We start from the raw sequence: 18,427 nt of genomic DNA, 5'->3' as shown, positions 1-18,427 counted from the left end.
CGCACGAGGCACCGCCGTCACGGGGGCTTTCGGCGCGAGGGGTGGGACCGCCCTGCCGCGTCAGAAGGTCGAGGTCAGCCCGATATAGAAGGCGCGCCCCGGTTCGTTGAAGGTGTTCGTTCCGTCGCTGGTATTGGTGCGCAGGATCCGTTTGTCGAAAAGGTTCGTCACCCCGGCCGACAGCCGCGCCGACTCGCTTACCGCCCAGTTAGCACCCAGGTTGACCAGCGTATAGCTGCCGCGGGTTTCGGGATCCTCGATCTCGTTGCCCATGCTGTTGCCGATCGTCGCCGGCTCGATCTTGCCGTAGTGGGTCGCACCCAGCGTCAGGGTCAGGTCAGGCGTGGCATACCAGTCGAGCGAGGCGTTGATCGTATAGTCCGGCACCAGGCTCAGCGGCTGGCCGTTCTCGTCCTCGGACTTGATCATCTTGGTGAAGTTCGTGTTGAAGGCGAAGCTTTCGCCCAGCGGGGTCGAGAAATTGCCCTCGATCCCCGAGATCACCGCGTTCTTCTGGTTTTCCCAGCGGAACAGACGGTTTGTCGTCGCATCCGGGTTGTGCTGGATCCGGCCCGAGGCGATGCGGTTGTCATAGTCGTTGTGGAACCAGGTCAGGCTGGCACTGATGTCGTTGTGACCGGCATAAGCGACGCCGATCTCCTTGTTCAGGCTGCGCTCGGCCTCCAGATCCGGGTTGCCCAGAACGTAGCAGGGACCGCTGAGGCGCACGCCGTCGACATAGGGGCAGCCATTGCCTCGGGTGACATAGACGTAGTTCGGGTTCAGCTGATACAGGTTCGGCGCCTTGAAGGCCCGCGCCACGCCCAGCTTCATCGTCCATTCGTCGTTGAAGGCATAGGTCGCGTTCAGGCTGGGCGACCATGCGCTGCCGAAATTGTCATTATAATCGAAGCGCAGGCCGGGGGTCAGGGTCAGCTTGTCGTTCCATTGGATGTTCGCCTCGGCGTAAAGGCCGATGGTCTGCTGGTCGGTCTTGGGATCGCGGTTCTCGCCGTCGGGATCGACGCCGGTATCGGGCACCAGCGACGGGTCGAGCCCGCCGCGGATCGACACGCCGTCCTCCATGAACTCGCCGCGATATTCGGCGCCGAAGGTCACGCGGCTGTCCCGGCCGGCAAGCTTCATCGGCAGGATCCATTCGCTCTTGGCGGTGATGTTGTCCAGCGTGATGGTGCTGAACGCCATCGCGTCGTTTTCCCCGTCGCCATCGGTATCGACGCAATTGGTGATGGCACCTTCGCCACCGCCGGCCGTGCCTTCGCAAAGCCGGGCATTGCGGGTGTTTTCCCATTGCAGATAGCTGAACGACTCGCCGAAATCATACTCGCCGCGATGGGTCAGGGACAGGGCGCGGCGATACATGCGGTTGGTCTCGGTGCCGATCAGGTTGACGCCGTCCTGATCCTCTTTCACGCTGCCGAACATCGTGTCGCCGGCATAGATGTTGCCCTGGCGCGAGAAATTCGCCTCGAAGTCGATGACATGACCGGGCGCGACCTGCCAGCTCAGCAAGCCGCCCAGATCCTTGTTCACCACGCCTTCGCGGCCCGCGAGGTTGAGATATTCCGGGTTGCCGTCGTCGTCCAGAACCGGACTTCCATCATCATCCAGCAAAGGAACGCGGTTGATGTCGGGGGCGTCGCCGTCGGTCTTGTTGTAGTTGCCGAACAGACGGAAGGTCAGGTTTTCACCCACGGGCCCAGCCAGCATGAAATTGCTGCGCACCGTGTCGCCTTCCTTGCGGCTTTCGGGCGAATTGTAATGCATCCCGACCTGGCCCGAGAAGGTCTCGGGGCGCTTAGTGATGATATTGACCACCCCGCCCGACGAGCCCGAGCCATAGCGCGCCGCCGCCGGACCGCGCAGCACCTCGATGCGCTCGATCATTTCGGCGGGCACCCAGTTCGAATCGCCGCGCGAGTCGCGTTCGCCATTGCGGCTCATACGGACCGAGTTGCGCGACATGACCGGCTTGCCGTCGATCAGGATCAGGGTGTTTTCCGGCCCCATGCCGCGAATGTCGATCTGGCGCTGGTTGCCGCGCTGGCCGCTGGCGGTGGCGCCGGTCAGGTTCACGCCGGGCATCTTGCGCACGACTTCGGAAATATCGTTGACCGGAGGGGCTTTCTCGATGTCCTCGGCTGTCACGGTCGAGGTGCCGAGCGCCTGCTTGGCCTGTTCCTCGGCGGTGATCACGACCGTTTCAAGGACGACCGTGTCCTCGGTGGTTGTCTCCTGTGCCAGGACGGAACCGGCGAAGACCGGCAGTGACATCAGCAGACAGAGTGCGGTGCCCGTGGTCGGGCGCGGGAAAGGCGTCGCCATCGCATGCTCCTGTTGGAAAGGGTCAGGGATGGCTGGCGTCTCGCGCGCTTGCCGGCTTCAACCATTTGTGAATTAAGTCTTCAACGCAAAGAATGCCGAGGCTGCGGCAATCGCGCCGCATCTGTGGCTGTTCTGCCACGGCCGAGCCTGCAAGAGCAGAGCTTTCGAAGTCTGGCCCCTGATTTTCGCAGCGTGGTGTCCGGCAGGAAATCGGTTTACAGGATTGGCGGCGAGGCAGGCAGCCTTGGACCGTTCGACCAAGGACAAGCCCTCCACCAGACGCAGCCCGGGCGTGCGGGCACTGCGGGTATTCTGGAAGCCTCGCCGTAACTGCGCGAATTGCGGCTTGAGGGCGATGAGGTCGCGTGGCGGAAATATGCAGGCGGCCACGACTATCTGGTCTGGCGTGGGGTGCCGGCGGATGGGCTGATCGCCCTCTTCGGCGCGGAGGGGGAGGTGGAGTTGCCCCGGCTGCCATCTGAGCAAGGCGGCCTGCGTTGTGCGAACTGCAGAGGTCAAGACCGACCGGATCGACCCGCCGTCGGCACGAATCTTTCGGCCGGCAATGCAGCCCCGCAGGGTTGCCAGGCGGGCCGCCCGCCGCCATCACGCGATTGACACAAGCGCCGAACAGTTGCAGTGCCATCGTAAGCGGGAGCGGCAGCGACAGGGGAGCACCCGTGCCGCCGATCCGGGTGCCGATGGTGGCCGTCGCCCCCGCAAGGACGCGCAATTCGCCGCCGCCCGCCTCTGTCTTCAGCATCCCGCCGCCGGCCAGGGCATAGCTGTCGGCGACGAATTGCAGGCCCTTGAAGGACAAATCGCCCTGGACCTCGACCAGCCCTCCGGTCCCGTTGAAGGCGCCGTGGCCGCCGGCCCAAGGCCATGGGGATGTCGCCGCCACGGTCCCGCCAGGCTAGGTTCGCCGCGCTCCAGACGCCGCTGCCGCCGCGCCAGATCTTCACCGCCGCATCGCCGCCGTGCCGACCACCAGGTCGACATGGCCGCCGCCGGTCACGATTTCATAGGTGCTTGTTCCCAGTGCCGGCGTCGTCGCGATCCCAAGGCCATGGTCGGTCAGCCCGCCATAGCTCAGCAGCCGGTAATAGCCCAGGCCCGCGCCGCCCGCATTGGAAAGCCTGAGCACGCCGTCCAGGGTCAGCTGCCCGCCGACGGCGACGTGATCGCTTGTGCCGCCGCCGCTGGCCGGGCCGGAGGCGCCCAGGTCAAAGCCGAGGACGGAGCCGGTGCCGAGTTCCAGGTCGTCCGCGATCATCAGGGTGCCGATGCTGCCGCTTCCCAGTTGAAGCACGCCGCCGGCCACCAGGATGTCGCCGCTGTGGGTGTTGGTGCCACTCAGGATCAAGGTGCCGCCGCCCTCTTTCACCAGCCCGCCCGTGCCCGAGATCGTGCCGCCGAAGCCCGTGTCGCTGCCGTCCCCGCCCGTGGTCAGCGTGCCCTGGCCAAGCGTGACGTCCCCGGCCCCGGAAAGCGAGCCGATGGTCTGGTCGAACCCGTCCAGGTCGAGCGAGGCCCCGGCATCGACGGCATGCGCGCCGAGGGTCGCAAAGCTGCCGGCAGCCCCCGCCCGCAGGCTGCCCCGAGAGGCATAGGCGCGGCCATGGCCGTTCGATCCGTCGCCCATGACGTTGACTCAGCCGGACTTGCCGGCCTCGCTGCCGATGACGCCGGACCCTGTGTCCAGCCGGCCGCCCGCTTGGATCGCCAGCGTTCCGCCGCCGCCGTCGATGTCGATTGCATCCTGGGCGTTCACGCCCACGCAAGGTTCCAGGCCGCAAGCGGGGGCGGCGGGATGCCGGGAAGCATGTCGCCGCTGGCGGCCACGGTCTGCGCCAAGGCGACGGGGCTGCCCATGACCCTGCCGAGGACGAGGGCCAGCGCGGTCGAATATAGCGGATCGTGGACGGCCGATGCCCTGCGCAGGCGGGCATTCGGGGCAACCCTCGCCAGCAGGGCCGTCGGAAGGGCATGTCGCGATGCCATCTGGCGGGCTTTCCCCCATCGTGTCGCCATTCATTGCGACCTTTCTGGCAAAGGAACGTTAAGAGAAGGTTAAGCGGCATGCCGAAGCCCCGAGGCATTTCCGAAGGATTTGATCGATTCCGCACCCGCAGGGGCTTGCCGGGCGAGCCTCAGCCCGGCCCGGCATGGCCGAGGGGGCGGGACAGTTCGTGGCCGCGCTCGGCCAGCCTTGCCGACAGAAAGCCGATCACCGCGCGCACCCATTGCATCACCCGCAGGTCGCGGTGGCAGGTCAGCCAATAGGTCCGGGTCAGGCGGACCCGTTCAGGCAGCACGATCTGCAATTCGGGATATTTCGCGGCGATATACCAGGGCAGCACGCCGATCCCCAGCCCGCCCCGCACCGCCGCAAGCTGGTTGAAGATGCTGGAGCTTTTCACCCCGGCCCGGATCGCGGGATGGATCTCGCCCAGGTAGTCGAGGCCGGGGGCGAAGATCATCTCCTCGATATAGCCGACGAAGCGCAGCCGGGGCAGATCCTCGGGGCTGGCGATCGGCGGCAGGCTGCGCAGATGCTCGCGCGTGGCGTAGAGGTGCAGCGTATAGTCCACCAGCCGCTCGGAGCGATAGGGGCCGCTCGTGACCGGGTCCAGCGTGATCGAGATGTCTGCCTCGCGCCGCGACAGCGACAACACCTGCGGCATGGTGATGAGTTCCAGCGAGATCAGCGGAAATTCCGCGGCAAAGGCCGGCAGCAGATGGGTCGAGAACAGGCTGCCGAAGCCCTCGGGCATGGCCAGCCGCAGCGGCCGCGCCTGGCCGGTGGCGGCGGATTGCTCCAGCGGGATCAGCCCGGCGGCCTGCTCCATCCGCTCGGCCGCCTCGATCAGGCGCTGGCCGGCGGGGGTCGGCTCGTAGCCGCGGGGATTGCGCTCGAACAGGCGGGTGTTCAGCGCCTGCTCCAGCCGGTCGATGCGGCGCGAGACGGTGACATGCGAGGTGCCCAGCTGTCGCGCCGCGCGCGAAAGCTGCCCTTCGCGCACAACCGCCAGAAAGAATTGCAGATCGTCCCAGCTGAGATTGGCCATCTGTTCGAAAACGCACACGCCCTGTAAGAAATTAAACCTCTCTGAACACTTGTGTCAAAGCCGAATTGCCTGCATCGTTCCATGCGGGAGGGGCAAGGCGAGAGTCGCCCCCTCGCGGGTAACAGGACAGTATTCCCACCCGGCAGGCAGAAGCGGCCGGTGGAAGGGATGCGCCTTTGGGAGGACATAATGCGAAAGATTCTGCTGTCGACCGCCGCGGTCGGCCTTATTGCCACGCCTGCCCTGGCCGAGGTTTCGGACGGGGTGGTCAAGATCGGCATCCTGAACGACCAGTCCGGGGTCTATGCCGATTTCGGCGGCAAGTATTCCTATGAGGCCGCGCGGATGGCGGTCGAGGATTTCGGCGGCAAGGTGCTGGACGCGCCGGTCGAGGTCGTCACCGCCGATCACCAGAACAAGCCCGACATCGCCTCGAACATCGCCCGGCAATGGTATGACACCGAGCAGGTCGATGCGATCATGGAACTGACCACCTCGTCGGTCGGCCTGGCGGTGCAGGCGCTGAGCCAGGAAAAGAAGAAGATCACCGTCAACACCGGCGCGGCCACGACCGAGCTGACCGGGCCGCAATGCACCCCCTATGGCTTCCACTGGGCCTATGACACCCATGCGCTGGCCGTGGGCACCGGCGGCGCGCTGGTGAAGGAGGGCGGCGACAGCTGGTTCTTCCTGACCGCCGACTATGCCTTCGGCTATTCGCTGGAAGAGCAGACCGGCAATTTCGTCAAGTCGCAGGGCGGCACGGTCGCGGGCGCGGTGCGCCACCCGCTGGCGACGACGGATTATTCCTCGTTCCTGCTGCAGGCCCAGGCTTCGGGGGCCAAGGTCATCGGCCTGGCCAATGCCGGCATGGACACGCAGAACGCCATCAAGCAGGCGGCCGAATTCGGCATCACCGCCGGCGGCCAGCGCCTGGCGGCGCTGCTCTTCACCCTGGCCGAGGTGCATGGCATCGGACTGGATGCCGCGCAGGGGCTGACGCTGACCGAAAGCTTCTACTGGAACCGCACGCCGGAATCGCGCGAGTTCGGCGAACGCTTCAAGGAACGCACCGGCGTCATGCCGAACATGGTCCATGCCGGCACCTATTCCGCCGTCACCCAATACCTCAAGGCGATCCAGGAGGCAGGGACCGACGAGACCGAGGCCGTCGCCGCCAAGATGCACGAGATGCCGGTGGACGACATCTTTGCCCAGGGCGGCAAGGTCGGGCCCAACGGCCGGCTGATCAAGGACGTCTACCTGATGGAGGTCAAGGCGCCCGGCGACGTGACCGAGGACTGGGATTATTACAACGTCCTGGCCACGATTCCGGGCGATCAGGCCTTCCTGAACCCGGCCGAAAGCGGCTGCCCGCTGGTCCAGTGATGGCGGCGACGCTTGCAACGCAGTCCCAGCCGCGGGTGGTCTTGTCCGCCCGCGGCCTCGGCCGGGACTTCGCGGGCTTCACCGCCGTCAACAACGTGGATCTGGACGTGGAGCATGCGCGCATCCACGCGCTGATCGGGCCCAATGGCGCCGGCAAGACCACGGTCTTCAACCTCTTGACCAAGTTCCTGCAGCCGACGCGGGGCCAGATCACGCTCCTGGGCCAGGACATCACCAACACCCGGCCCGACAAGGTGGCGCGGATGGGGCTGGTGCGGTCCTTCCAGATCTCGGCGGTGTTCCCGCACCTGACCGTGCGCGAGAACGTCAAGGTCGCGCTGCAACGCCCCAACGGGCTTTCGACGCAGTTCTGGCTGCCGCTGTCCGCGCTCGACCGGCTGGATGCGCGCGCCGACCAGCTGATCGAGCAGCTGGGCCTGGCGCAATACCGCGACCACCGCGCCGCCGACCTGTCCTATGGCCGCAAGCGCGTGCTGGAGATCGCGACCACCCTCGCGCTCGACCCCGAGGTGCTGCTTCTGGACGAGCCGATGGCCGGCATGGGGCAGGAGGACGTGGCCATGGTCGCGGGCATCATCCGCGACGTCGCCGCCGAACGCGCCGTGCTGATGGTCGAGCACAACCTCAGCGTCGTCGCCGACATCTGCCACCACGTCACCGTGCTGCAGCGCGGCGAGATCATCGCGCGGGGCGACTATGCCACCGTCTCGGCCGATCCGCGCGTGCGCACCGCCTATATGGGGTCCGAGGCATGAGCGCGCCGCTTCTGAACGTCCGCGACCTGCAGGCCTGGTATGGCGAAAGCCACGTCCTGCACGGCGTGAACCTGCATGTGAACGAAGGCGAGACCATCTGCATCCTCGGCCGCAACGGCATGGGCAAGACCACGACGCTGCGCAGCATCATGGGCATCCTGCGCAAGCGCACCGGCCGCATCCAGTTCGCCGGGCGCGACATGATGGCGCTGCCCCTGCACCAGACCGCCCGCGCCGGGCTGGGCTTCGTCCCCGAGGAACGCGGCATCTTCGCCAGCCTCTCGGTCGAGGAGAACCTGATGCTGCCGCCGAAGGTCGCCGAGGGCGGCATGTCGGTCGAGGAGATCTACGCGCTGTTCCCGAACCTCGAGGAGCGCCGCAATTCGCAGGGCACCAAGCTGTCGGGCGGCGAGCAACAGATGCTGGCCATGGCGCGCATCCTGCGCACCGGCGCGCGCTGCCTCTTGCTCGACGAGCCGACCGAGGGGCTGGCCCCGGTCATCATCCAGGCCATCGGCGAGGTGCTGCAGAAGCTGAAGGGCCGCGGCATGACCGTGGTGCTGGTCGAGCAGAACTTCCGCTTCGCCGCCAAGGTCGCCGACCGCTTCTACCTGATGGACCACGGCCGCATGACGGCGGAATTCCCGGTCGCCGAACTGCCGGCGCAGATGGACATGCTGCATCGGGAACTGGGGGTGTGAGATGACGATGATTTTCGGCGTGCCCCTCCAGGCCCTGATGGGGCAATTGCTGGTCGGGCTGATCAACGGCAGCTTCTATGCGCTCTTGTCGCTGGGCCTGGCGGTGATCTTCGGGCTGTTGCGCGTGATCAACTTCGCCCATGGCGCGCAATACATGCTGGGCGCCTTCGCGGCGCTGCTGCTCCTGACCGTGGGCGGCATCAACTACTGGCTGGCGCTGATCCTGGCGCCGGTGATCGTGGGGGTGTTCGCGGCGCTGGTGGAAAAGACCATGCTGTCGCGGCTCTACAAGCTCGATCCCCTTTACGGGCTTCTCTTCACCTTCGGCCTGGCGCTGGCGATCGAGGGCACCTTCCGCTATTTCTTCGGCGCCTCGGGCAAGCCCTATGCGCCGCCCCCGCAGCTGACCGGGGCGGTGAACCTGGGCTTCATGTTCCTGCCGATCTATCGCGGCTGGGTGGTCATCGCCTCGCTGGCGGTCTGCATCGGGGTCTGGCTGCTGATCGAAAAGACCAAGCTCGGCGCCTACCTGCGCGCGGCGACGGAAAACCCGGTGCTGGTGCAGGCCTTCGGCGTCAACGTGCCCTTGCTCTTGACGCTGACCTATGCGCTCGGCGCCGGGCTTGCGGGCTTTGCCGGCGTGCTGGCGGCGCCGGTCTACCAGGTCAGCCCGCTGATGGGCTCGAACCTGATCATCATCGTCTTCGCGGTGGTGGTCGTGGGCGGCATGGGCTCGATCCTGGGCGCCATCGTCACCGGCTACATGCTGGGCGTGGTCGAGGGGCTGACCAAGGTCTTCTACCCCGAGGCCTCGAACATCGTGATCTTCGTCATCATGGCGATCGTCTTGATCCTGCGGCCCGCGGGCCTTTTCGGAAAGGATGCCTGACATGGCCGCAAAATCCGAAACCGTCGCCTCGGAACATGTCGCGGCCCATCCGCGCGCGGGGCAGGTGCAGCTGGTGCTGGTCGCCATCGCCCTGGCCGGGCTGCTGGTGGCGCCGATGTTCCTCTACCCGATCTTCCTGATGAAGCTTCTGGCCTTCGCGCTGTTTGCCTCGGCCTTCAACCTGCTGCTGGGCTACACGGGGCTTCTGTCCTTCGGCCATGCCACCTTCTTCGGGGGCGCGGCCTATTTCACCGCCCATGCGGTGAAGGTCTGGGGCTGGTCGCCCGAGGCCGGCATCCTGCTGGGCGTCGCCGGCGCGGCCCTGCTGGGGCTGGTGATGGGCGCCATCGCCATCCGCCGCCAGGGCATCTATTTCGCCATGATCACGCTGGCGCTGTCGCAGATGTTCTTCTTCTTCTGCCTGCAGGCGCCCTTCACCCATGGCGAGGACGGCATCCAGTCGGTGCCGCGCGGGCACCTGTTCGGGCTGATCGACCTGAACCGGCCGATGAACATGTATTACTTCGTGCTGGCGGTGTTCGTGATCGGGCTCCTGATCATCCGGCGTTTCGTGAACTCGCCCTTCGGCATGATCCTGAAGTCGATCCGGGAAAACGAGCAGCGCGCGATCTCGCTGGGTTATTCGGTGCAGCGCTACAAACTGGGCGCCTTCGTGATGTCGGCGGCGCTGGCGGGGCTGGCGGGGGGCGTCAAGGCGCTGATCTTCCAGTTCGCGACGCTGACCGACGTGACCTGGCAGATGTCGGGCGAGGTGATCCTGATGACGCTGCTGGGCGGCATCGGCACGCTCCTGGGGCCCATCGTCGGCGCAGGCCTGGTGGTCACCTTGCAGAACTACCTGGCCACATCGGACTTCCCGGTGACGATCATCACCGGCCTCGTCTTCATGGTCTGCGTCCTGCTGTTCCGCCGCGGCCTCGTCGGCGAGTTCTTCGCAACCAGGCTGGGCAGAAAAATGGGGTTCCGTTCCGAATCGTGATGGTGCGGCCCCCGCGCCGGCGGGGGCCATCATGGAGTGTCCGATGGAAAGCTACGACTATATCGTGATCGGCGCGGGCAGCGCCGGCTGCGTTCTGGCCAACCGCCTCAGCGCCGATCCCGGCAACCGGGTGCTGCTGCTCGAGGCCGGGGGGCGCGACAATTACCACTGGATCCATATCCCGGTCGGCTATCTCTATTGCATCGGCAACCCGCGCACCGACTGGGGTTTTCGCACCCAACCCGAGCCGGGGCTGAACGGCCGCGCGCTGCTTTACCCGCGCGGCCGGGTGCTGGGCGGCTGTTCCTCGATCAACGGCATGATCTACATGCGCGGGCAGGCGGCGGATTACGACCATTGGCGCCAGCTCGGCTGCACCGGCTGGGGCTGGGACGACGTGCTGCCGCTGTTCAAGGCGCAAGAGGACCATTATCGCGGGGCCGACGACATGCATGGCGCCGGTGGCGAATTGCGGGTCGAGACGGCGCGGGTTCGCTGGGCCGTGCTCGACGCCTTCATGGAGGCGGCCGAGCAGGCCGGCATCCCACGGACCGAGGACTTCAACCGCGGCGACAACGAGGGCGGCGGCTATTTCGACGTGACCCAGCGCCGCGGCTGGCGCTGGAGCGCGGCGAAGGCCTTTCTGCGCCCGGTGCGCCACCGCCCGAACCTGCGCATCCTGACCGGGGCCGAGGTCGAGCGGCTGGTGATCGAGGCGGGCGAGGTCGCGGGCGTGGTCTTTCACCACCAGGGCCAGCGGCGCGAGGTCCGCGCCGCGCGCGAGACGGTGCTGGCCGCGGGCGCCATCGGCTCGGTGCAGATCCTCGAACATTCCGGCGTCGGCCGCGGCGAGGTGCTGCAGGCGGCCGGCATCGCGCCCCAGGTCGAGGTGCCGGGCCTGGGCGAGAACCTGCAGGACCACCTGCAATTGCGGCTGGTCTACAAGGTCCGCGGCGTGCCGACGCTGAACGAAAAGGCCTCGCGCCTGATGGGCAAGGCGTCGATCGGGCTGGAATACCTGCTGAAACGCTCGGGCCCGATGTCGATGGCGCCCAGCCAGCTTGGCATCTTCACCCGCTCGGGGCCGGACAAGGCGACGCCGGACCTGGAGTTCCACGTCCAGCCGGTCAGCCTCGACAAGTTCGGCGACCCGGTGCATCCCTTTCCGGCGATGACCGCCTCGGTCTGCAACCTGCGGCCGGAAAGCCGCGGCTCGGTCCATGTCGCCGGGCCGGATTTCCGCGCCCATCCCGCGATCCGGCCGAATTACCTGTCGACCCAGGCCGACCGTGACGTGGCCGCGCGTGCCATCCGCCTGACCCGCAGGATCGCCGCGCAGCCCGCCTTCAACCGCTTCGACCCCGAGGAGCATATCCCCGGCATCGCCTTCCAGAGCGACGAGGATCTGGTCCGCGCCGCCGGCGCCATCGGCACCACGATCTTCCACCCGGTCGGCACCTGCCGCATGGGCGCCGACGACGCGGCGGTGGTCGACCCGCGGCTGCGGATGCGCGCGCTTGGCCGGCTGCGCATCGCCGACGCCTCGGTCATGCCGACCATCACCAGCGGCAACACCAACGCCCCGGTGATGATGATCGCCGAAAAGGCCGCGCGGATGATGCTCGAGGACGCCAGGGCCTGAGCCCGGCTTTGACTTTTCGCGCCCCATGCCCATATCTTGGCACAGGGCTGGAAGCGCGGAGGCAAGCCATGCTCAGGACCATCTGCCTGTCCCTTTCCCTGGCGCTCGCCGCGCCTGCCGCCATGGCCGGGCCGGACGCATCGGCGGGGGGAAACGTCACCGTCACCTATGTCGCGCCCGAGAGCTTCCGCGACCGCGAGTTCCGCCGCGAACGCAGCCGGACCTCGGTGCTGGCCGAATTCGACCGCTGGTTTGCCGAGCTTGGCGCGCGCTACCTGCCCGCCGGGCAAAGCCTTGCCATCGAGGTGCTGGACATCGACCTTGCCGGCGAGTTCGAACCCTGGCGCAGCGGCTTCAACGACGTGCGCTTCCTGCGCGACACCACGCCGCCGCGCATCCACCTGCGCTATCGGCTGATGCAGGGCGACACCGTCATCCGCGCGGGCGAAGAACGGCTGACCGACATGAACTATCTCTCGGACCCGCGCGGGCATGGCGACAGCCGGCGCTTCGTCTATGACAAGCTGATGGTGCAGGACTGGTTCCGCAAGACCTTCGCCACGCCGCGGCAACCCGCCCGTCCCGATCTTTCCGGCTGACCGGCAAGCCCCCGGCAGGCCGCAAGCGGCCCGCCCTCAATCCTCGATCATGCGGCGGCTGCCGTCGATGTCCAGCCCGCCGGAAAACACCCGGCTCGCGCGAATGTCGCTTTCGGTGATGGTGGACAGCGCCCGCGCATCGACCGGCACCTCGCCGGAAAACAGCCGGTTCGCCTGCCGCAGCCGCGCCCGGTCCAGCGCATTGCGGATCGAGCGGGCATTGGCGAAATGCGGCTGATCGCGGCGCAGGCGGATATATTCCTCCATCGCCGCCCGCCCGGCCTCGTCGAAGACATAGCCCTGGTTCACCAGCATCGAGGCCGAGATCCGCCCCAGCTCCTCGTCGGTATAGTCGGGAAACTCGATGTGATGGGCGATGCGCGAGCGAAAGCCGGGATTGGCCGAGAAGAAGCGGTCCATCCGGTCGGCATAGCCGGCCATGATGACCACCAGGTCGTCGCGGTTGTTCTCCATCACCTGCAGCAGGATCTCGATCGCCTCCTGGCCATAGTCGCGCTCGTTGTCGGGCTTGTAGAGGTAATAGGCCTCGTCGATGAACAGGACGCCCCCCATGGCCTTCTTCAGGACTTCCTTGGTCTTGGGCGCGGTATGGCCGATATATTGCCCGACCAGGTCGTCGCGGGTCACGCTGACCAGGTGGCCCTTGCGCACATAGCCCAGCCGGTGCAGCAGCCCGGCCATCTTCAGCGCCACCGTGGTCTTGCCGGTGCCGGGATTGCCGGTAAAGCTCATGTGCAGCGTCGGCACCTCATGGGCCAGCCCCAGGTCGCGCCGCGCCCGGTCTACCAGCAGCAGCGCCGCCGTCTCGCGGATCCTCTGCTTCACCGGCGCCAGCCCGATCAACTCGCGGTCCAGTTCGTCCAGGATCTCGCGCACGCCCGAGGATTCATACTCGGCCTTCAGATCCACGGTCGCCAGCGTCTCGCCCATATCGCCGTCCATCAGCCCTTCTCCGTTGCGAAAATACCTTCGGGGGGTCCGGGGGGCAGACAGCCCCCCGGCAGCAGCAGTCCGCTTAGCCGACCATCTCGTGGGTATAGCGGATATGGCGGCCATCGGCCTCCATGCGCCAGGTCTTGAAGCTCGGCTCGTTTTCCGGGCGGTTGACGATGAAGGACATCATCACCGTCTCCCAGCCGCGCGTGCTGTCGAAGGCGTTGATGCGGATATACTTGTCGCCATGCGCCTTGCGGCAGTCGTCCAGCTCCATCATCACGCCCTTGGCGTCCTTGAGGTCGAACATCGGGTTGCCCCACATCTCCCAATAGGTGTTGCGGGGATGGGGCTCGGAGGTCCATTCGATCCCGACCGCCCAGTCGCGCGACAGGATGTATTCCACCTGGTCGCGGATCTGCTCGTCGGTCAGGTCGGGCAGGAAGGAAAAGCAGCCCTGAGTGATACGCATCTGATCTCTCCCTTAGCTGACGGACGCGGTCGGAACGAAGTCCGAGGTGTCGGTCGAGGTATAGTTGAAGGTGATGTTGCCCCAGGTATCCAGCGCCGCCTCCAGCGGCTTGCACCACTTGGCCGCCTTGCGCAGCACCTCGGGACCCTCATTGGCGATATCGACGCCCTCGTTGCGCGCCAGAACCATGGCCTCCAGCGCCACGCGGTTCGCGGTCGCGCCGGCCTGGATGCCCATCGGGTGGCCGATGGTGCCGCCGCCGAATTGCAGCACCACGTCGTCGCCGAACAGGTCCAGCAGCTGGTGCATCTGCCCGGCATGGATGCCGCCCGAGGCGACCGGCATCACCTTTTTCAGGTTGGCCCAGTCCTGCTCGAAGAAGATGCCGCGCGGCAGGTCCACCGCGTTCACCGTCTCGCGGCAGACGTTGTAATAGCCCTGCACGGTCATCGGGTCGCCTTCCAGCTTGCCGACGGCGGTGCCGGTATGCAGGTGATCGACTCCGGCCATGCGCAGCCACTTGGCGATGACGCGGAAGCTGATGCCGTGGTTCTTCTGCCGGGTATAGGTGCCGTGGCCGGCGCGGTGCATGTGCAGGATCATGTCGTTCTGCCGGCACCAGTTGCTGATCGACTGGATCGCGGTCCAGCCGACGATCAGGTCCACCATGACGATGACAGAGCCCAGCTCCTTGGCCAGTTCCGCGCGGCGATACATCTCTTCCATCGTGCCGGCGGTGATGTTGAGGTAATGGCCCTTGGTCTCGCCGGTGGCGGCGGTGGCCTTGTTCACCGCCTCCATGCAGTAGAGGAAGCGGTCGCGCCAATGCATGAAGGGCTGCGAGTTGATGTTCTCGTCGTCCTTCATGAAGTCGAGCCCGCCCTTGAGCCCCTCGTAGACCACGCGGCCGTAGTTCTTGCCCGACAGGCCCAGCTTGGGCTTGGTGGTGGCGCCCAGGAGCGGGCGGCCGAACTTGTCCAGGCGCTCGCGCTCGACCACGATGCCGGTGGGCGGGCCGGCGAAGGTCTTCATGTAGGCGACCGGAAAGCGCATGTCCTCGAGCCGCGCGGCCTTCAGCGGCTTGAAGCTGAAGACGTTGCCGATGATCGAGGCGGTGACGTTGGCGATCGAGCCTTCCTCGAACAGGATCAGGTCATAGGCGACATAGCAGAAATACTGCCCCGGCGTGCCCGGCACCGGCTCGACCTTATAGGCTTTCGCGCGATACTGGTCGCAGGCGGTCAGCCGGTCGGTCCAGACCACGGTCCAGGTCGCGGTCGAGCTTTCGCCGGCCACGGCCGCCGCCGCCTCGATCGGGTCCACGCCCTCTTGCGGGGTGATGCGGAACAGCGCCAGCACATCGGTGTCCTTGGGCTGGTAGTCGCCGTCCCAGTAACCCATCTGGGCGTATTTCAGCACGCCGGCGGCGTAGCGCTTTTTCTTGTCCGTGATTTCGGACTTGCTCATCTCGTTCATCGGGCTTCCTCCTCCTCAGGCGGCTTTCGCGCCAGTGATTGCCGGGTCCAGCGCCCCCGACGCATAGCGTTTGGCCATCTCGTCCATCGGGATGACCCTGATCTTGCTGGCGTGGCCCGCGGTGCCGAAACGCTCGAAGCGGTCGCGGCACAGCGCCGTCAGCTCCTTCATGGCCGGGATCATGAACTTGCGCGGATCGAACTCTTCGGGCTTGTCGCGGGCGATCTTGCGGAACTGCCCGGTCATCGCCATGCGGCAGTCGGTGTCGATGTTCACCTTGCGCACGCCGTGGCGGATGCCGCGCTCGATCTCCTCGACCGGGACGCCATAGGTCTGCGGCATCGCGCCGCCGGCATCGTTGATCAGATCCTGCAGGTATTGCGGCACCGAGCTGGAGCCGTGCATGACCAGATGCGTGCCGGGCAGGCGCTCGTGGATCGCCTCGATCACATGCATGGCCAGGATGTCGCCATCGGGCTTGCGGCTGAACTTGTAGGCGCCATGGCTGGTGCCGCAGGCGATGGCCAGCGCGTCGCAGCGGGTGCGCGAGACGAAGTCCACCGCCTGGTCCGGGTCGGTCAGCAGCTGGCTGTGATCCAGCTTGCCCTCGGCGCCCGAGCCGTCCTCGGCCGCGGCCTCGCCGGTCTCCAGGCTGCCCAGCACGCCCAGCTCGCCCTCGACCGAGGCGCCGACGGCATGGGCGGCCTCGGCCACCTTGGCCGTCACCGCGACGTTATAGTCGTAATCCGCGGGCGTCTTCATGTCCTCGTGCAGCGAGCCGTCCATCATCACGCTGGTGAATCCGTGGCGGATCGCCGACATGCAGGTGGCCAGGTTGTTGCCATGGTCCTGGTGCAGGCAGATCGGGATGGTCGGGTTCATCTCGGCCAGGGCCTCGACCATGCGGCGCAGCATGATGTCGCCGGCATAGGAGCGGGCGCCGCGGCTGGCTTGCAGGATCACCGGGGCATCGACCTCGGCCGCGGCCTTCACGATGGCCAGGCCCTGTTCCATGTTGTTGATGTTGAAGGCGGGCACGCCGTAGCCATGTTCGGCGGCGTGGTCCAGAAGCTGTCGCAGCGTGATGAGGGCCATCACTTTCCTCCCTGGATAAGCTGGTTGGCAAGGTCGGCGGCACGTTCGGCGGTGATGCCGAAATGCCGGTAAAGCGCGGGGGCGGGGGCCGAGGCGCCAAAGCCCGCCATGCCGATGAAGCCGTCGCCGGGGCGCAGGAACAGCCCGTCCCAGCCCTGGCGGATCAGCGCCTCGATGGCGATGCGCGGGGCGCGGCCCAGCACCGCCTCGCGCTCGGCCTCGGGACGCCGGGCGAACAGCTCGAAGCAGGGGGCCGAGACGACGGCGGCGCGCACGCCCTGTGCCGCCAGCAGGTCGGCGGCCTCCAGCGCGATCTCGATCTCGGAGCCGGTGGCGATCAGGGTCACGTCGCGCGCGCCCTCGGTCTCGCGCAGGACATAGGCGCCCTGGCGGCTCAGGTTCTCGTCATCGGCCTCCAGCCGCACGGCGGGCAGGTTCTGGCGCGACAGGCACAGGACCGAGGGCGTGGCGGGCGCGGTCAGCGCGATCTCCCAGGCCTCGGCGGTCTCGACCGCATCGGCGGGGCGAAAGACCATCAGGTTCGGGATCGCCCGCAGCGCCGCGACATGCTCGACCGGCTGGTGGGTCGGGCCGTCCTCGCCTAGGCCGATGCTGTCATGGGTCATGACATGGACCACCGGCACCCCCATCAGCGCGCCCAGCCGGATGGCCGGGCGGGAATAGTCGGAAAAGGCCAGGAAGGTGCCGCCATAGGGGATCAGCCCGCCATGCAGCGCGATGCCGTTCATGATCGCGGCCATGCCGTGTTCGCGGATGCCGTAATGGACATAGCGGCCCAGGCGCTCGGCCGGCGTCACCGAGACCATGCCCTTGCTGCGGGTGTTGTTCGAGCCGGTCAGGTCGGCCGAGCCGCCCACCGTGTTCGGCAGCGTGGCGTTCACCACCTCCAGCGCCATCTCGGACGCCTTGCGGGTCGCCACCTTGGGCCGGTCGGCGGCCAGTCTGGCGGTATAGTCGCGGATGGCGCTGCGTAGCGCCGCCGCATCGGGCGCGGCCAGCATGGCGTTGAAACGGCCCTGATCTGGGGACGTTTCCAGCCGCTTCTGCCATGCTGACCGCGCCTCGGCCCCTCGCGCGGAGACATTGCGCCAGGAGTCCAGGATGTCTTGGGGAATTTCGAAGGGCGGATGGCTCCAGCCCAGATGCGCGCGCGCCGCGGCGATCTCGTCGGCGCCCAGCGGCGCGCCATGCACGTCGTGGCTGCCCTGCTTGTTCGGCGCGCCATAGCCGATCACCGTCTTGCAGGCGATGAGCGAGGGGCGCTCGTCCGCGCGCGCGGCCTCGATGGCGGCGGCCACCGCCTCGCGGTCATGGCCGTCCACCGCCTGCACATGCCAGCCCGCGGCGGCAAAGCGCGCCAGTTGGTCGGTCGAGGTGGACAGGTCGGTATGGCCGTCGATGGTGATGCCGTTGTCGTCCCACAGCAGGATCAGCCGGCCCAGCCGCTGGTGGCCGGCAAAGTCGATGGCCTCGTGGCTGATGCCCTCCATCAGGCAGCCGTCGCCCGAGATGACATAGGTCCAGTGATCGACCAGCCCGTCGCCGAAGCGGGCGTTCATCATCCGCTCGGCCAGCGCCATGCCGACGGCGGTGGCGATGCCCTGGCCCAGCGGGCCGGTGGTGGTCTCGATCCCCTTGGCATGGCCGTATTCGGGATGGCCGGCGGTGCGTGTGCCCAGCTGGCGGAAATTCCGCAGCTGCTCCATGTCCATGTCGTCATAGCCCAGCATGTGGTTGATCGCATAGACCAGCATCGAGCCATGGCCGGCCGACATCACGAAACGGTCGCGGTCGGGCCATGCGGCATCCGCCGGGTCGATCTTCATGAAGCGGTTGAACAGCACCGCGGCCACGTCGGCCATGCCCATGGGCGCGCCGGGGTGGCCGGATTTCGCCGCCTCGACCGCATCCATCGCCAGCGCACGGATGGCATTGGCCATCTGCGCCTCCATGCCGGTGTCGATCCTTGCCATCTGGTTCATGTTCTTCCCTCCCT

General features: G+C 66.9%; 16 protein-coding genes. 7 read left to right on the top strand and 9 right to left on the bottom strand.

Annotated features, from left to right (window positions below; all coding sequences use genetic code 11):
* Positions 1–60 precede the first annotated feature (60 nt).
* The 4 genes from FE811_RS05895 to FE811_RS05885 all read right to left on the bottom strand — a co-directional run bounded on the left by FE811_RS05895 (position 61) and on the right by FE811_RS05885 (position 5,417).
* Complete coding sequence (locus FE811_RS05895) at positions 61–2,346, bottom strand: FepA family TonB-dependent siderophore receptor (RefSeq protein WP_116222616.1); 2,286 nt, start codon at positions 2,344–2,346, stop codon at positions 61–63.
* Between the two features lie 961 nt (positions 2,347–3,307).
* The gene (locus tag FE811_RS05890; protein WP_116222618.1) at positions 3,308–3,991 is read right to left on the bottom strand and encodes an autotransporter-associated beta strand repeat-containing protein; all 684 of its coding nucleotides are present in this window, start codon (positions 3,989–3,991) and stop codon (positions 3,308–3,310) included.
* A 9-nt stretch (positions 3,992–4,000) separates the two neighbouring features.
* The gene (locus FE811_RS28170) at positions 4,001–4,126 is read right to left on the bottom strand and encodes a hypothetical protein (protein WP_255469678.1); all 126 of its coding nucleotides are present in this window, start codon (positions 4,124–4,126) and stop codon (positions 4,001–4,003) included.
* 373 nt (positions 4,127–4,499) lie between these two features.
* Entirely contained in the window at positions 4,500–5,417 is a 918-nt protein-coding gene (locus tag FE811_RS05885) for a LysR family transcriptional regulator (protein WP_114537477.1), read from the bottom strand.
* 189 nt (positions 5,418–5,606) lie between these two features.
* Between FE811_RS05885 and FE811_RS05880 the strand changes: the two genes are divergently transcribed.
* The 7 genes from FE811_RS05880 (at position 5,607) to FE811_RS05850 (ending at position 12,413) form a co-directional block, all read left to right on the top strand.
* A complete protein-coding gene (locus FE811_RS05880) occupies positions 5,607–6,806 on the top strand; it encodes an ABC transporter substrate-binding protein (protein ID WP_116222848.1) in 1,200 nt (399 codons plus the stop codon).
* Positions 6,806–7,582 carry an ABC transporter ATP-binding protein gene (locus FE811_RS05875; RefSeq protein WP_036757688.1) on the top strand — a complete coding sequence of 259 codons (777 nt, stop codon included), beginning with the start codon at positions 6,806–6,808 and terminating at the stop codon, positions 7,580–7,582. Before FE811_RS05880 ends, FE811_RS05875 begins: the two co-directional genes overlap by 1 nt.
* Complete coding sequence (locus FE811_RS05870; RefSeq protein ID WP_036757657.1) at positions 7,579–8,283, top strand: ABC transporter ATP-binding protein; 705 nt, start codon at positions 7,579–7,581, stop codon at positions 8,281–8,283. Before FE811_RS05875 ends, FE811_RS05870 begins: the two co-directional genes overlap by 4 nt.
* A gap of 1 nt (position 8,284) precedes the next feature.
* On the top strand, positions 8,285–9,172 hold the full coding sequence (locus tag FE811_RS05865; protein ID WP_116222620.1) for a branched-chain amino acid ABC transporter permease: 888 nt from the start codon (positions 8,285–8,287) through the stop codon (positions 9,170–9,172).
* Position 9,173: 1 nt separating this feature from the next.
* A complete protein-coding gene (locus tag FE811_RS05860; RefSeq protein ID WP_116222621.1) occupies positions 9,174–10,172 on the top strand; it encodes a branched-chain amino acid ABC transporter permease in 999 nt (332 codons plus the stop codon).
* Between the two features lie 43 nt (positions 10,173–10,215).
* Entirely contained in the window at positions 10,216–11,814 is a 1,599-nt protein-coding gene (locus tag FE811_RS05855; protein WP_116222622.1) for a GMC family oxidoreductase, read from the top strand.
* A 68-nt stretch (positions 11,815–11,882) separates the two neighbouring features.
* Positions 11,883–12,413: a DUF3016 domain-containing protein gene (locus FE811_RS05850; RefSeq protein ID WP_116222623.1), complete on the top strand. Its 531-nt coding sequence runs from the start codon at positions 11,883–11,885 to the stop codon at positions 12,411–12,413.
* A gap of 36 nt (positions 12,414–12,449) precedes the next feature.
* Here FE811_RS05850 and cbbX read toward each other — a convergent pair whose 3' ends face one another.
* From cbbX to tkt, 5 genes are all read right to left on the bottom strand, one after another.
* The gene (gene cbbX / locus FE811_RS05845) at positions 12,450–13,376 is read right to left on the bottom strand and encodes a CbbX protein (protein ID WP_166435585.1); all 927 of its coding nucleotides are present in this window, start codon (positions 13,374–13,376) and stop codon (positions 12,450–12,452) included.
* Positions 13,377–13,449: 73 nt separating this feature from the next.
* A complete protein-coding gene (locus tag FE811_RS05840; protein WP_072463156.1) occupies positions 13,450–13,839 on the bottom strand; it encodes a ribulose bisphosphate carboxylase small subunit in 390 nt (129 codons plus the stop codon).
* A gap of 12 nt (positions 13,840–13,851) precedes the next feature.
* Positions 13,852–15,315 carry a form I ribulose bisphosphate carboxylase large subunit gene (locus tag FE811_RS05835; RefSeq protein ID WP_036757650.1) on the bottom strand — a complete coding sequence of 488 codons (1,464 nt, stop codon included), beginning with the start codon at positions 15,313–15,315 and terminating at the stop codon, positions 13,852–13,854.
* A gap of 15 nt (positions 15,316–15,330) precedes the next feature.
* Entirely contained in the window at positions 15,331–16,410 is a 1,080-nt protein-coding gene (gene fba / locus FE811_RS05830; protein WP_036757649.1) for a class II fructose-bisphosphate aldolase, read from the bottom strand.
* Positions 16,410–18,413 (bottom strand): transketolase, encoded by a 2,004-nt coding sequence (gene tkt, locus FE811_RS05825; RefSeq protein ID WP_181180825.1) that lies wholly within the window; start codon positions 18,411–18,413, stop codon positions 16,410–16,412. The genes fba and tkt overlap by 1 nt, the downstream gene beginning before the upstream one ends.
* Positions 18,414–18,427 lie beyond the last annotated feature (14 nt).

It is taken from the genome of Paracoccus sp. FO-3 (assembly GCF_006386455.1).
GTDB lineage: Bacteria > Pseudomonadota > Alphaproteobacteria > Rhodobacterales > Rhodobacteraceae > Paracoccus > Paracoccus versutus.
The sequence above is the reverse complement of the archived record's forward strand: the minus strand, read 5'-3'. Positions and strand labels throughout refer to the sequence as shown.